Annotated in this window: 10 protein-coding genes and 1 pseudogene; 5 read left to right on the forward strand and 6 right to left on the reverse strand. The window is 72.3% G+C overall.

Going from position 1 to position 14,074, the window contains the following annotated elements; all coding sequences use genetic code 11:
• Window positions 1-17: 17 nt before the first annotated feature.
• The 3 genes from IFT90_RS09455 to IFT90_RS09465 form a co-directional block, all read right to left on the reverse strand.
• The gene (locus IFT90_RS09455; RefSeq protein ID WP_192041954.1) at window positions 18-1,055 is read right to left on the reverse strand and encodes a hemolysin family protein; all 1,038 of its coding nucleotides are present in this window, start codon (window positions 1,053-1,055) and stop codon (window positions 18-20) included.
• Window positions 1,052-2,494, reverse strand: coding sequence for a CNNM domain-containing protein (locus IFT90_RS09460; RefSeq protein ID WP_192041955.1), 1,443 nt, complete (start codon window positions 2,492-2,494; stop codon window positions 1,052-1,054). Before IFT90_RS09460 ends, IFT90_RS09455 begins: the two co-directional genes overlap by 4 nt.
• A 150-nt stretch (window positions 2,495-2,644) precedes the next feature.
• Entirely contained in the window at window positions 2,645-4,081 is a 1,437-nt protein-coding gene (locus IFT90_RS09465; RefSeq protein WP_192041956.1) for a GuaB1 family IMP dehydrogenase-related protein, read from the reverse strand.
• A gap of 123 nt (window positions 4,082-4,204) precedes the next feature.
• Here IFT90_RS09465 and IFT90_RS09470 point away from each other — a divergent pair, with 123 nt between their 5' ends.
• The gene (locus IFT90_RS09470; protein ID WP_192041957.1) at window positions 4,205-8,020 is read left to right on the forward strand and encodes a multifunctional oxoglutarate decarboxylase/oxoglutarate dehydrogenase thiamine pyrophosphate-binding subunit/dihydrolipoyllysine-residue succinyltransferase subunit; all 3,816 of its coding nucleotides are present in this window, start codon (window positions 4,205-4,207) and stop codon (window positions 8,018-8,020) included.
• A 5-nt stretch (window positions 8,021-8,025) separates the two neighbouring features.
• Here the strand turns inward: IFT90_RS09470 and IFT90_RS17540 are convergent.
• A pseudogene (locus IFT90_RS17540) lies at window positions 8,026-8,408 on the reverse strand (GNAT family N-acetyltransferase); the annotation flags it as partial.
• Between the two features lie 57 nt (window positions 8,409-8,465).
• Here IFT90_RS17540 and IFT90_RS09480 point away from each other — a divergent pair.
• The gene (locus tag IFT90_RS09480; protein WP_192041959.1) at window positions 8,466-8,909 is read left to right on the forward strand and encodes a hypothetical protein; all 444 of its coding nucleotides are present in this window, start codon (window positions 8,466-8,468) and stop codon (window positions 8,907-8,909) included.
• A gap of 64 nt (window positions 8,910-8,973) precedes the next feature.
• Here the strand turns inward: IFT90_RS09480 and IFT90_RS09485 are convergent, their stop codons facing one another.
• Complete coding sequence (locus tag IFT90_RS09485) at window positions 8,974-9,216, reverse strand: zf-HC2 domain-containing protein (protein WP_192041960.1); 243 nt, start codon at window positions 9,214-9,216, stop codon at window positions 8,974-8,976.
• The gene (locus IFT90_RS09490; protein ID WP_123546404.1) at window positions 9,213-9,941 is read right to left on the reverse strand and encodes a sigma-70 family RNA polymerase sigma factor; all 729 of its coding nucleotides are present in this window, start codon (window positions 9,939-9,941) and stop codon (window positions 9,213-9,215) included. Before IFT90_RS09490 ends, IFT90_RS09485 begins: the two co-directional genes overlap by 4 nt.
• 96 nt (window positions 9,942-10,037) lie before the next feature.
• Between IFT90_RS09490 and aroA the strand changes: the two genes are divergently transcribed.
• The 3 genes from aroA to IFT90_RS09505 all read left to right on the forward strand — a co-directional run bounded on the left by aroA (window position 10,038) and on the right by IFT90_RS09505 (window position 13,972).
• Window positions 10,038-11,456, forward strand: coding sequence for a 3-phosphoshikimate 1-carboxyvinyltransferase (aroA, locus tag IFT90_RS09495; RefSeq protein ID WP_192041961.1), 1,419 nt, complete (start codon window positions 10,038-10,040; stop codon window positions 11,454-11,456).
• A gap of 7 nt (window positions 11,457-11,463) precedes the next feature.
• A complete protein-coding gene (rsgA, locus tag IFT90_RS09500) occupies window positions 11,464-12,600 on the forward strand; it encodes a ribosome small subunit-dependent GTPase A (RefSeq protein WP_192041962.1) in 1,137 nt (378 codons plus the stop codon).
• A 460-nt stretch (window positions 12,601-13,060) separates the two neighbouring features.
• Entirely contained in the window at window positions 13,061-13,972 is a 912-nt protein-coding gene (locus IFT90_RS09505; protein ID WP_371812291.1) for an inositol monophosphatase, read from the forward strand.
• Window positions 13,973-14,074: the final 102 nt, after the last annotated feature.

Consider the following 14,074-nt stretch of genomic DNA (forward strand, 5'->3'; position numbering starts at 1 on the left):
CCGTCGTCCGTGCGGGGCTACGACCGCCGGGTCGCGTCCTGCACCTCGCCGATCAGCTCCTCCAGGATGTCCTCGAGGAACAGCACGCCCTGGGTGTCGCCCCGCTCGTCGAACGACCGGGCGACGTGCACGCCGCTCCGGCGCATCGTCGCGAGGGCGTCCTCGAGGTCGGTGCCTTGGTAGATCGAGATCAGCTGGCGGATGCGCTTCGGCGGCACCGGGTCGCCGAACTCGTCCTCGTCGAGGTCGATGACGTCCTTGAGGTGCAGGTACCCCGTCGGGTCGCCGCCGTCGTCGACCAGCACGTACCGCGAGAAGCCGTTCTGCGCGACGGCGCGCTCCACGTCGCCCGGGGTGGCGTCCTCGGGCAGGGTGACGAGGCCCGACATCGGCACGGCCACGTCGTCGACCGTCTTCTCGGTGAACTCGAACGCCGCCTGGAGCGTGCCGCTGCCGTCGCGGAGGGTGCCCTCACGCTGCGACTGCGCCACGATCGTGGCCACCTCGTCGACCGTGTAGGCGCTGGCGGCCTCGTCCTTCGGCTCGACGCGGAACGCCCGCAGGACGGCGTTCGCCGACCAGTTGAGCGACACCACGACGACGTGCAGGAGGCGCGCCACGGCCACCAGGGGCGGCGCGAGCAGCAGCGCGGCCTTGTCCGGCAACGAGAACGAGATGTTCTTCGGCACCATCTCGCCGAGCACGACGTGCAGGAACGACACCAGCAGCAGCGTGATGACGAACCCGACGACGCTCACCAGCCGCTCGCTGAGCCCGGTCAGGCCGAGCGGGCCCTCGAGGAGGTGGTGGATGGAGGGCTCGGAGACGTTCAGGATGAGCAGCGAGCAGATCGTGATGCCGAGCTGGGTCGTCGCCAGCATCATCGTCGCGTGCTCCATGGCCCAGAGGGTGGTCTTGGCCGCCCTGCTGCCGGCCTCGGCCTTGGGCTCGATCTGCGACCGGCGCGCCGAGATGACGGCGAACTCCGCCGCCACGAAGAACGCGTTGCCCATCAGCAGCAGCACCAGCCAGACGATGCCCCACCAGTCGCTCATCGGGCCGACTCCTTCTGGCGGGCGTCGACGCCGCGCATCGACGCCGGCGCGTCCGACCTGCCGGCGCGCTCGGCCCGGCTCGCGCGCTCGGCGCGGCCACCGCGCTCGGCGCGGCCACCGCGCTCGGGCTGCTCGACGACCTCGTCCTCGGGCGTCGGCGTGAACCTGATCCGGTCGATGCGCCGTCCGTCGAGCCGCTCGACGCGGAACGTGCCCGCCTCGGACTCGACGACGTCGCCGACGACGGGCAGCCGTCCGAGCTCGCTCATCACCCAGCCGCCGACGGTCTCCCAGGGGCCGTCCTCCGGCACCGCGACCGACGCGCGCTCGAGCAGCTCGTCGGGGCGCAGCAGCCCGGGGAACGTCAGCCAGTTGCGCGAACGCACGACGTCGACGCGGCTGCGGTCGTGCTCGTCCGACACCTCGCCGACGAGCTCCTCGATGAGGTCCTCCAGGGTGACGACGCCGGCCGTGCCGCCGTACTCGTCGACGACGACGGCCATCTGGTAGCCGCGGCCGCGGACCTCGCCGAGCAGGTTGTCGAGCGTCATGGTCTCGGGGACGCGCACGGCGTCGGTGAGCAGCGCCGAGACGGGCACGTCGGCCCGCTTCTCCCGCGGCACGGACACGGCCTGCTTGACGTGGACGAGGCCGACCACGTCGTCGATGCCGCCGTCGGTCACCGGGAACCGCGACAGGCCGGTGCGACGGGCCAGCTGCAGCACGGTCTCGGCCGAGTCGGTGCGCGTGACGGTCGAGAGGCGCGGCCGCGGCGTCATGACGTCGGAGGCCGTGTGGTCGCTGAACGCCAGGGTGCGCGCCAGCAGGGTCGCCGTGTCGAGGTCGAGGCTGCCCTCGAACGCCGAGCGGCGCACGAGCGACGAGAGCTCCTCGGCGGTGCGCGCGCCGGACAGCTCCTCCTTGGGCTCGATCCCGACGCCCCGCAGGATCGCGTTCGCCGTGTTGTTGAGCAGGGCGACGGCGGGACGGAACACCGTCGTGAAGCCGACCTGGAACGGGATGACGAGCTTCGCCGTCCGCAGCGGCAGCGCCAGCGCGAAGTTCTTGGGCACGAGCTCGCCGACGATCATCGAGAGCAGGGTCGCCACGACGATCGCGACCACCGGCCCCGCGACCGTGACCACCGGCTCGGGCAGGCCGACCCCGAGGAGGGGCGGCGCGAGCAGCCGGGAGATCGCGGGCTCCATCGTGTAGCCGGTCAGCAGGGTCGTCAGCGTGATGCCGAGCTGGGCGCTGGAGAGGTGCGTCGAGGTGATGCGGAGCGCGCCGATGGTCGGCGCGAGCCCCTTCTCGCCCTTGGCCTGACGGGCTTCGAGGTCGGAGCGGTCGAGGTTGACCAACGAGAACTCGCTGGCGACGAAGAGGCCGGTGCCGATCGTGAGGACGATGCCGATCGCGAGCAGGATCCACTCGTTCACGACGACGGAGCACCGCCCTCAGTCACGGGATGGTGGGAGGGTGCAGCGGGCTGAGACGGAGGGTCATCCATAGAGAGGGAATCTTAGCCGCTGGACGCCCCGTCCGTCAGCGGTCGGCCCCATCTCGTCACCAGCAGGGGAGGAGCCTCGTCACCAGCTGACGGGGAGCGCCTTGCCCTCCTCGTAGCCCGCCGCCGACTGGATGCCCACGAGGGCCCGCTCGGCGAACTCGGGCAGGGTGCGGGCACCCGCGTAGGTGAACGAGCTGCGGACGCCGGAGGTGATCATGTCGAGCAGGTCCTCGACGCCGGGCCGCAGCGGGTCGAGGTAGATGCGCGACGACGAGATGCCCTCGGCGAAGAGCGTCTTGCGGGCGAGCTCGAAGGGGTCGAGGCGGCCGAACCGGCCTTGGACGGCCTTCGTCGACGCCATGCCCCAGCTCTCCTTGTAGAGGCCGCGCTCGTCGGTCGCCAGCTCGCCGGGCGCCTCCACCGTGCCGGCGAACCAGGAGCCGATCATCACCGACGACGCGCCGGCGGCCAGGGCCAGCGCCACGTCGCGCGGGTAGCGGACGCCGCCGTCGGCCCAGACGTGCGCGCCGAGCGACCGGGCGGTCGCCGCCGTCTCGAGCACGGCGGAGAACTGGGGGCGGCCCACGGCGGTCATCATCCGGGTGGTGCACATCGCCCCGGGGCCGACGCCGACCTTGATGACGTCCGCGCCCGCGCCGACGAGGTGGCGCACCGCCTCCTCGGTGACGACGTTGCCGGCGACGATCGGCAGACCCAGCTTGGCCGCCGCGACCTTCCTGACCGCGGCGACCATGCCGTCCTGGTCGCCGTGCGCGGTGTCGAGCACGAGCACGTCGACGCCGGCGGCGGCGAGCGCGCGGGCCTTCTGCTCGACGTCGCCGTTGATGCCGACGGCGGCCGCGACCCGGAGGCGGCCGTCGCGGTCGAGTGCCGGCTGGTAGATCGTCGAGCGGAGCGCGCTCTTGCGGCTCACCGTGCCGACGACCTGCCCGTGTCGCAGCACGGGCGCGAAGTCGATCTCGGCGGCGACCATGCGGTCGAACGCGGCCCGGGGCGAGTCGACGTCGTCCGCGTCGAGCGAGGTGAGCGCGCCGTGCAGCAGGTCGCCCAGCACGGCGTCGCGCGGTGCGGTGGCCAGGCGGGAGGCGGCGATGCAGCCGAGGAACCCGCCGTCCGCGTCGTGGAGCACGATGCCGTGCCCCTCGACGGCGGGCACGCGGGTGAGGGCCGTGGCGACGGTCTCCCCCGGGTCGAGCGACCAGGGTGTGTCCCACTCGACGGGCTGCGACTTGACCCAGCGGATTGCCGCGTCCAGCTCCTGGAGCGGCATGTCCTGCGGGAGGACCCCGAGGCCGCCGCGCCGGGCGAGGGTGGCCGCGAGGCGGGGGCCGGTGACGGAGTTCATGTTGGCGGAGACGATCGGGACGGTGGCGCCCGTGCCGTCGCCCGGCGCCAGCGAGACGTCGAGCCTGCTCGTCACCGACGAGCGGCTGGGCACCAGGAACACGTCGGAGTACGTCAGGTCGTGGGTCGGCGTCGTCTCGTAGAACCTCATGGGTCAACGGTAATCCCTGCGGGTCGTCGGGACGCGGCCAGGCGGACGTTGTTAAGCTGGTCCTCGGCGGGCGCCGCTGCCCGCCGTGACATCGAACGATCAACGGAGAGTGGGCGATCGGCTGTGACGAGCCACGTGACGGGAACGACCGACGAGGGTGCCTTCGGGGCCAACGAGTGGCTGGTCGACGAGCTCTACGAGAAGTGGGTGGTCGACAAGTCCGCGGTCGACGAGTCGTGGTGGCCCGTCCTCGAGGCCTACACGCCCTCGGGCGGCTCCGAGGCCGCGACGCCGGCCGAGGCCCCCGCCTCCGCACAGGCCCCCGCCTCCGCCGACGCCCCCGCGGCCGACCAGGCGTCCGGCGGCGAGGCGCAGGTGCCCGACGAGGTGACCGGCGCCCCCGGTGAGAACGAGCCCGCCGCGCCCGCACCCGCCCCGGCCGCCCCCGCCGGCAAGAAGGCCGCCAAGACCACCTCGGTCGAGCCGTCGGAGAAGCCCATCCCGGCCGAGTCGCCCGCCAAGGCACCCGAGAAGCCCCGCAGCAGCGCCGAGCCCGCACCGGAGCCCGAGGCGAAGGTGGCTCCCCTCCGCGGCATGGCCAAGTCGCTCGCGACCAACATGGACGCGAGCCTGAGCGTCCCGACCGCCACCAGCGTCCGCACCGTCGCGGCGAAGCTCATGATCGACAACCGCATCGTGATCAACAACCACCTCAAGCGCGCCCGCGGCGGCAAGGTCTCGTTCACGCACCTCATCGGCTGGGCGCTCGTCCAGGCCCTCAAGGAGTTCCCGAGCCAGAACGTCTTCTACGACGAGGTCGACGGCAAGCCCTCGGTCGTCACGCCGGCGCACATCAACCTCGGGCTCGCGATCGACATCCCGAAGCCCGACGGCACGAGGGCCCTGCTGGTCCCCGGCATCAAGAAGGCCGACGAGATGACCTTCGCCGACTTCCTGTCGGCCTACGAGGACGTCGTCCGCCGCGCCCGTGACAACAAGCTGACCGCGGCCGACTTCCAGGGCAACACGATCTCGCTGACGAACCCGGGCGGCATCGGCACGGTGCACAGCGTGCCCCGCCTGATGAAGGGCGCCGGCTCGATCATCGGCGCCGGCGCGCTCGACTACCCCGCCGAGTTCCAGGGCACGTCGTCGAAGACGCTCGTCGAGCTCGGCATCGGCAAGACGGTCACGCTCACGAGCACCTACGACCACCGCGTCATCCAGGGCGCCGGCTCGGGCGAGTTCCTCAAGAAGGTCAACGAGCTGCTGATCGGCCAGCGGGGCTTCTACGAGCAGATCTTCGCGGCCCTCCGCATCCCGTACGAGCCCATCCACTGGAACCCCGACATCAACGTCAACCTCGCCGAGCGCGTGGGCAAGACGGCCCGGGTGCAAGAACTCATCAACAGCTACCGGGTCCGCGGCCACCTCATGGCCGACATCGACCCGCTGCAGTACCGACAGCGCAGCCACCCCGACCTCGCCATCGAGAGCCACGGCCTGACCTTCTGGGACCTCGACCGCGAGTTCGTCACCGGCGGCCTCGGCGGCCACACCTCCGCGCTGCTGCGCGACATCCTCGGCATCCTGCGCGACTCGTACTGCCGCACCATCGGCGTCGAGTACATGCACATCCAGGATCCCGCGCAGCGGGCCTGGGTGCAGCAGCACGTCGAGGTGCCCTACGTGAAGCCGTCGCACGACGAGCAGATGCGCATCCTCGCGAAGCTCAACGAGGCCGAGGCCTTCGAGACGTTCCTGCAGACCAAGTACGTCGGACAGAAGCGCTTCAGCCTCGAGGGCGGCGAGTCCGCCATCGCCCTGCTCGACACCGTCATCCAGCAGGCGGCCCGAGAAGAGCTCGTGGAGGTGGCGATCGGGATGGCGCACCGTGGCCGCCTGAACGTGCTCACCAACATCGCCGGCAAGACCTACGGCCAGATCTTCCGCGAGTTCGAGGGCACGCAGGACCCGAAGACGGTCCAGGGCTCGGGCGACGTCAAGTACCACCTCGGCACCGAGGGCGAGTTCACGAGCGCCACGGGCGAGACGATCCCCGTCTACATCGCCGCGAACCCCTCGCACCTCGAGGCCGGCGACGGCGTCCTCGAGGGCATCGTCCGGGCCAAGCAAGACAGAGGCCCGAAGGGCGTCTTCGGCACCCTCCCCATCCTCATCCACGGCGACGCGGCGATGGCCGGCCAGGGCGTCGTGGTCGAGACCCTGCAGATGTCGATGCTGCGCGGCTACCGCGTGGGCGGCACCATCCACGTGGTGATCAACAACCAGGTCGGCTTCACGACCCCGCCGTCCGAGTCGCGCTCGTCGATCTACTCGACCGACGTGGCGAAGACGATCCAGGCGCCGGTGTTCCACGTCAACGGCGACGACCCCGAGGCCGTGGCCCGGGTCGCCGAGCTCGCGTTCTCGTACCGCCAGCAGTTCAAGCGCGACGTCGTCGTCGACCTCATCTGCTACCGCCGCCGCGGGCACAACGAGGGCGACGACCCCTCGATGACGCAGCCGCTGATGTACAACCTCATCGAGGCCAAGCGCAGCGTCCGCACCCTCTACACCGAGGCACTCGTCGGCCGCGGCGACATCACGCAGGAGGAGTACGACGGCGCGCACCGCGACTTCCAGGACCGCCTCGAGCGTGCCTTCCAGGAGACGCACGCGGCCCAGACGGGCTCGATGCCCGTCATCACGGACGACAGCGGCGACGTCGACGACCTCGAGCGCCCCCGGTCGCAGCGGGACGACGCCTCGGGCGAGCCCGAGAGCACGGGCGTCGACCTCGACCTGATCCACGCGATCGGCGACGCGCACGACAACCCGCCCGAGGGCTTCTCGGTGCACCCGAAGCTCTCGCAGCTGCTCAAGAAGCGCGTCGACATGAGCCGCAACGGCGGCATCGACTGGGCCTTCGCCGAGCTCCTGGCGATGGGCTCGGTCCTGACCGAGGGCACCCCGGTGCGCCTCGCCGGCCAGGACAGCCGCCGCGGCACCTTCGTGCAGCGCCACTCGGTGCTGCACGACCGGGAGAACGGCCAGGAGTGGCTGCCCCTGCAGAACATCACCGACGACCAGGCGAACCTCTGGATCTACGACTCGCTGCTCAGCGAGTACGCGGCGATGGGCTTCGAGTACGGCTACTCGGTCGAGCGGGCCGACGCGCTCGTCATGTGGGAGGCGCAGTTCGGCGACTTCAGCAACGGCGCGCAGACGATCATCGACGAGTTCATCTCGAGCGCCGAGCAGAAGTGGGGCCAGCGCTCGAGCGTCGTCCTGCTGCTGCCGCACGGCTACGAGGGGCAGGGGCCCGACCACTCGTCGGCCCGGATGGAGCGGTTCCTCCAGATGTGCGCGGAGGACAACATGACCATCGCGCGCCCCTCGACCCCCGCCTCCTACTTCCACCTGCTGCGCCGCCAGGCGTACGCGCGCCCCCGCCGCCCGCTGGTCGTCTTCACGCCCAAGGCGATGCTGCGCCTCCGTGGTGCGACGAGCGGCGTCGACGCGTTCACGAGCGGCCGGTTCGAGCCGGTGCTCGACTGCACCCGCGTCCAGGACCCGTCGGCGACGAAGCGGATCGTGCTGCACTCCGGCAAGATCCACTACGACCTCTCGGCCGAGCTCGACAAGCGCGGCGTGCAGGACGACATCGCGCTCGTCCGCCTCGAGCAGCTCTACCCGCTGCCGCTCGAGCGCATCCGCGAGGTGCTGTCGCGCTACCCCTCGGCCGAGATCGTCTGGGCCCAGGAGGAGCCGGAGAACCAGGGCGCCTGGCCGTTCGTGGTGCTCGAGCTGCAGAAGCACCTCGACCGCCGGATCACGGTCGCCTCGCGACCCGCGTCGGCCTCGCCCGCCGCGGGCTCGACCAAGGCGAGCGCCGCCCAGCAGGCCGAGCTGATCGCGGCGGCGCTCACGCTGTAGCCCTNCGGTGGGCGGAGTCGGTGGCGGCGGCCGAGACGGCCTCGAGCGTGCGGGCTCCGTGGCCGCGCGACCACTCCTCGAAGTGCTGCAGGAGGTGCGAGCCGGTGCCGTCCCGGCGGGCCGCCTCCCCGACGACCAGCAGCAGCAGCTGCGCGGTCGGGGCGTCGGCGTTGTAGGCCCAGCGCACGTGCGCGCCCGCCACGGCGACCACGCGGCCGTCGTCGCCGCGCACGACCCAGGTCTCGTGCCCCGCGGCCGCGGTGAGGTGCGACAGGCGGGCCGAGAGCACCTCGGCGTCGAGCGAGTGGCCGAGCAGCCCGATGAGGGCCACCAGGTCGTCGAGGTCGTCGGACGTCGGGCTCGCGAGGATCTCCACCGTGGCGGTCATGCGACGACGCTAGCGCAGGTCGACGACCTGTGACGTCGGACGATAGGGTCGAGCGTCATGGGTCTCTTCACACGGAACTCGACGCCCGAGCAGCACGTCGCCGACGAGGCAGCCCGCTTCGTCAAGTCGGTCGCGAAGGGCGGGCACCGCGACGACGCGGCCTCGCTCGACTTCAGCCCGGGCTCCGTCCGCTCGCTCGACGCGGTCCTCGCGCGTCACCGGGGCGACGTCGACGCCGACGGGGTGCCCGACGCGGTCTCGCTCGGCGCCGCCTGCTACTTCTTCGAGACGGTGCGCCGCGAGTACGGCGGCCGACTCTGCTCCGGCACCGGCAGCGACCCGCTCGTGCTGGTCGTCGGCGAGCCTGACTTCCGGCTCTGCGTGCCGGCCGTCTCGAAGGTCGTCCAGCGCACGGGCGACGCGGGCGACCCCTCCCTCGAGCTGCTCTGGGACGACGTCGTGGCGCATGCGGCACGTCGCGAGGACGCGACGCTGTCCTGACGCCCGGACGTCTCGAGCCCCTCGAGGCCTGACGCGTCGCGCCCGTCCGGTCCGCGCGCCACGTCTAGTGCGAGGCCTGCAGGTCGCGGATGCGCGCGAGCACGGTCGAGCGCAGGTCCTCGGGGGCCGTCTCCTTGCAGGCGCGCTGCACCGCCTCCGTCAGCACGATGCCCACCTCGTGCTCACCCGAGCAGTCGGCGCAGGTGGCCATGTGCTCCCGGATGTCGGCGGCGTCCTCACGGCAGAGCTCGTCGTGCAGGAACTCCTCGAGCTCGGCCTTCGCCTTGTCGCAACCGCAGTCGGTCATTTGGTGCTGCCCTTCGATGTCGTGCCGGCCGGCACCGCGATCCCACGGTCACGGGCGTAGTCGGCGAGTAGTCCCCGGAGGAGTCGGCGGCCGCGGTGCAGACGGCTCATCACCGTGCCCACGGGCGTCTTCATGATGTCGGCGATCTCCTGGTACGAGAAGCCCTCGACGTCCGCGAAGTAGACCGCCATGCGGAAGTCCTCCGGGACCTTCTGGAGCGCGTCCTTGACGGCGCTGTCCGGAAGGTGGTCGATGGCCTCGGCCTCGGCCGAGCGGGTGGAGCCGGAGGTGCGGGTCGCCGACTCGGCGCCGCCCATCTGCCAGTCCTCGAGCTCGTCGATCGTGCCCTGGTAGGGGTCGCGCTGCTTCTTGCGGTACGTGTTGATGAACGTGTTCGTCTGGATCCGGTACAGCCAGGCCTTGAGGTTCGTGCCCTGCTGGAACTGCCGGAACGCCGCGAACGCCTTGACGAACGTCTCCTGGACGAGGTCGGAGGCGTCGGCCGGGTTGCGCGTCATGCGCATCGCCGCCGCGTAGAGCTGGTCCATGAACGGCAGGGCCTGTTCCTCGAACAGAGCGCGCAGGTCGGGCTCGCCCTCGTCCGACGCCTCGACGGCCGCCACGGCCTCGACGGTCGCCTCGGCGACGCCGCCGCCGGCCTCGACGGGGTCGGGTGCGGTCGCGCTGGTCGCGGGTGTGGGCTCGTCGCCCTCGGGGGTGATCATCACGGCCGATCCTAGTTCGGCCACGGTGATCCGCCTCGGTGCAAGTGCTGTGGGCACGTGTCCTCCAGGTCGTCGCTGCATTACCCTGGTGAACCGATGCAGGTGTACAGGTATTCCGGGCCCGAGTTCTCCCCCTACGACGACGGCGGCGTTCCCCCGACGGTCGACGACGGGCGCTGGGTCGCGCCGCGCGCCGCCGGGCCGCTCCGCGCCTCCCTGTCGCTGCCCGGGTCGAAGTCGCTGACGAACCGCGAGCTGGTGCTCTCGGCCCTGGCCGACTCCCCCTCGACGCTCCGGGCTCCCCTGCACTCGCGCGACACCTCCTTGATGATCGCGGCCCTCCGCGCGCTCGGCACGACGATCGACGAGCTCGAGTCGGGCGAGCCCTTCGGCCCCGACCTCGTCGTCACGCCCGGCGAGCTCACGGGCGGCGCGACCGTCGACTGCGGCCTGGCCGGCACCGTCATGCGGTTCCTGCCCCCGGTCGCGGCGCTCGCCCTCGGCCCGGTCACCTTCGACGGTGACGAGGCGGCCCGGCGCCGTCCGATGCGCGCGACCCTCGACTCGCTGCGCGCCCTGGGCGTCGACGTGTCGGACGACGGCCGCGGGTCGCTCCCCTTCAGCCTCTACGGCACGGGCGAGGTCGAGGGAGGCGAGGTCGAGATCGACGCGTCCGCCTCCAGCCAGTTCGTGTCCGGCCTGCTGCTCTCCGCTCCGCGCTTCTCGCGCGGGCTGACGCTCCGCCACACGGGAGACGTGCTGCCGAGCACGCCGCACATCGAGATGACGATCGACGCGCTCGCGCAGCGCGGCGTGACCGTCGCGACCCCCGAGCCCGGCGTGTGGGAGGTGCCGCCCACCGCGATCGCCGGACGCGAGCTGACCGTCGAGCCCGACCTCTCGAACGCCGCGCCGTTCCTCGTCGCGGCCCTCGTGGCCGGCGGCACCGTCTCGATCTCGCACTGGCCGGCCGAGACGACGCAGGTCGGGGCCGACCTGATCGAGCTGCTGCCGCTCTGGGGCGCGACCGTCACGCTCGACGACGGCGTGCTGACCGTGGACGGGGGCGACGGCCTCGTCGGCGGCGGCTCGCTGCCGGGCGTCGACGTCGACCTGTCCCGTGGCGGAGAGCTCGCCCCGGCCCTCGTCGCCCTGGCCGCCCTCGCCTCCGGTCCGAGCACCATCACGGGCATCGGTCACCTGCGCGGGCACGAGACCGACCGCCTCGCCGCCCTCGCGAGCGAGATCTCGGCGCTCGGCGGCCTCGTCACCGAGCTCGACGACGGCCTCCGCGTCGAGCCCTCGCCCCTGCACGCCGGCCAGTGGCGCACCTACGGCGACCACCGCATGGCCCACGCCGCGGCGATCATCGGCCTCGCGGTCGACGGCGTCGAGCTCGACGACGTCCGTGTCGTCTCGAAGACGCTGCCCCAGTTCGTCGACCTGTGGGACGACCTGCTGGGCCGCCGCGTCGTCGAGCGACCGGCCGACGTCGACCTGCTCGGGTTCCTGTAGGCCCCCGGTGAGCTGGTGGAGCGACGGCGACGACGCCGTCGAGGACGAGGCCTGGGGCCAGTACGACGAGAGCTCGGTGCGACAGCGGCCGAACCCGAAGGCCAACCGGCCGCGCACCAAGCAGCGGCCCGCGTACGCGGACGCCGAGGAGGGGGTGGTCTGGACCGTCGACCGCGGCCGCTACGGCGTGCTGATGGACGCCGGCACCCCCGACGAGCGCGAGATCACGACCGCCCGCGCCCGTGAGCTCGGCAAGAAGAGCGTCGTCACGGGCGACCGGGTCGGCGTCGTCGGCGACACGAGCGGGGCGGAGGGGTCGCTCGCCCGCATCGTCAAGGTGCAGGAGCGGACGACGCTGCTGCGCCGCAGCGCCGACGACAGCGACGCCGTCGAGCGCGTCATCGTCGCGAACGCCGACCAGATGCTCATCGTGGTCGCGGCGGCGGACCCCGAGCCGCGCCCCCGTCTCGTCGACCGCTACATGGTCGCCGCCTTCGACGCGGGGGTCGAGCCGATCCTCTGCATCACGAAGACCGACCTGGCCGACCCCGCACCGTTCGCCGCCCACTTCTCGTGCCTCGACCTGCGGATCGTGACCACCACCTCCACGTCGTTCGACCCCCTGCCCGACGGGTCGCCGGCGCCGGTACTCGACGAGCTGCGCGAGCTGCTCGACGGGCACGTCACCGTGACCGTGGGGCACTCGGGCGTCGGCAAGTCGACGCTCGTCAACGCCCTGACGGGGTCGCAGCGCGAGGTCGGCGTCGTCAACGCGGTGACCGGGCGGGGGCGGCACACGTCGTCGTCGACCGTCTCGTTCAAGGTGCCGAGCGGCGGCTGGATCGTCGACACCCCCGGCGTCCGCTCGTTCGGGCTCGGGCACGTCGACCCCGAGAACATCCTGCGGTCGTTCGCGCGGCACGCCCACCCCTCCGAGAAGCCCTCGCGCGACGGGATCCCGCTGGCCGAGGCGCACGACTGGGAGATCGTCGACCGCGTCGAGGCCGGCGAGCTCGGCGACGTCGGGCGTGAGCGGCTCGCCTCGCTGCAGACGCTGCTCGCCTCCAAGGGCGGCGTCAGCGGCCGCGAGCAGGCCGCCCGCGACGAGGACGCCCGTTCGGGCGAGCAGCCGCCGCCGCGCTAGCCGGCCCCGCCGCGGCGCGGCGTCGCTGGGTCGCTGGGTCGCTGGGTCGCTGGGTCGCTGCCGGTGGGCAGCCGCGCTGACCGCCGCCGCGGGTGGGTCGCTGCCGCACATGCCGACCTCGGGCCCTGCAACAACGGGATTTCGCGCTTGTGTCGCAGCGCTGGCCGCCTCCTGGTCGGCATCTGCGGGGGCCCTCTCAAATTTGAGAGTGATCCGTTGTCTCCCGACCGTTACACGACGGAGGCGGGACGATGAAAGCAGGATCACTCTCGCTCTGCGATCCCCGCCCCCGAGAGATGACCGCTCCGCGGTGCAGAGACGAGGAGGTGCGATGCCGGCCGGGCGCGCTCGGTACGCTGGCGAGGTGACCGACCCGACCCGCGCCTCCTCGTCCGACACTGCTGCAGAGACGAGCTCGGCCGGCACCGACGCCGCCACGAACCACACCGACTCGAGCCGGATCGACGCCGCGACCGGCACCGACGGAGGCGCCCGCTGGGCGGCCGACCTGCGGCTCGCCCTCACGCTCGCCGACGCGGCCGACGCGATCAGCACGGAGCGCTACCGCTCCGCCGACCTGCACGTGTCGCTCAAGCCCGACCGCACGCACGTCACCGACGCCGACCAGGCCGTCGAGCGGGCCATCAGGGCCGGGATCGAGTCCGAGCGCCCCGACGACTCCTTCTACGGCGAGGAGTACGGGGACGACGCAGCCGGGGACGCCAGCGCCCGCGAGGACGCCGCCGCGACGGACGGCACAGGCACCGGGACCGACGCGCCAGGTCACGCCCGAGCAGTCCCCCGCCGCCAGTGGGTCGTCGACCCGATCGACGGCACCGCGAACTTCCTCCGGGGCGTCCCCGTGTGGGCGACCCTCATCTCGCTCGTCGTCGACGGAGTCCCTGTCCTCGGCGTCGTCAGCGCCCCGGCCCTGGGCCGCCGCTGGTGGGCGAGCACGGGCGGCGGCGCCTTCGCGTCCGAGCACGGCACGACTCCCCTGCGCGTCTCGGGCGTGCGCGACCTCGCCGACGCGTCGCTGAGCTACAACGGCCTCGAGTACTGGCGGGAGGCAGACCGGCTCGAGCCGCTGCTGACGCTCACCGAACAGGTCTGGCGCACCCGCGCCTACGGCGAGTTCTGGTCGTACCTGCTCGTCGCCGAGGGCGCGCTCGACATCGCGGGCGAACTGGGGCTGCAGCCCTACGACATGGCAGCCGTCATCCCGATCGTCGAGGAGGCGGGCGGCCGGTTCACGAGCGCCGACGGAGAGCCCGGCCCGTGGCACGGCAGCGCCCTCGCGACGAACGGCCTGCTGCACGACGACGTCCTCGCGATCGTCTCCGCCCCCGCTGAGCCGCTCCCCCAGCCCTGACCCGGGGCGCGAGCACGCCAGGCGCGGCTCGCCGCCCCAGCCATCGCCGCCCGAACGCTCGCCGCCCGAGCGCTCCCCGCAGCGCGACGTGCCCCGAAGTGT

This window comes from Frigoribacterium sp. CFBP 8766 (assembly GCF_014841435.1).
In the GTDB taxonomy this organism is placed as follows: Bacteria; Actinomycetota; Actinomycetes; order Actinomycetales; family Microbacteriaceae; genus Frigoribacterium.

Excerpts from the sequence above, each read along its gene's own strand:
- IFT90_RS09455 (WP_192041954.1), bottom strand. The coding sequence starts at position 1,055 with ATGAGCGACTGGTGGGGCATCGTCTGGCTGGTGCTGCTGCTGATGGGC.
- IFT90_RS09465 (WP_192041956.1), bottom strand. The coding sequence starts at position 4,081 with ATGAGGTTCTACGAGACGACGCCGACCCACGACCTGACGTACTCCGAC.
- IFT90_RS09480 (WP_192041959.1), top strand. The coding sequence starts at position 8,466 with ATGGGTCTCTTCACACGGAACTCGACGCCCGAGCAGCACGTCGCCGAC.
- IFT90_RS09485 (WP_192041960.1), bottom strand. The coding sequence starts at position 9,216 with ATGACCGACTGCGGTTGCGACAAGGCGAAGGCCGAGCTCGAGGAGTTC.
- IFT90_RS09490 (WP_123546404.1), bottom strand. The coding sequence starts at position 9,941 with ATGATCACCCCCGAGGGCGACGAGCCCACACCCGCGACCAGCGCGACC.
- aroA (WP_192041961.1), top strand. The coding sequence starts at position 10,038 with ATGCAGGTGTACAGGTATTCCGGGCCCGAGTTCTCCCCCTACGACGAC.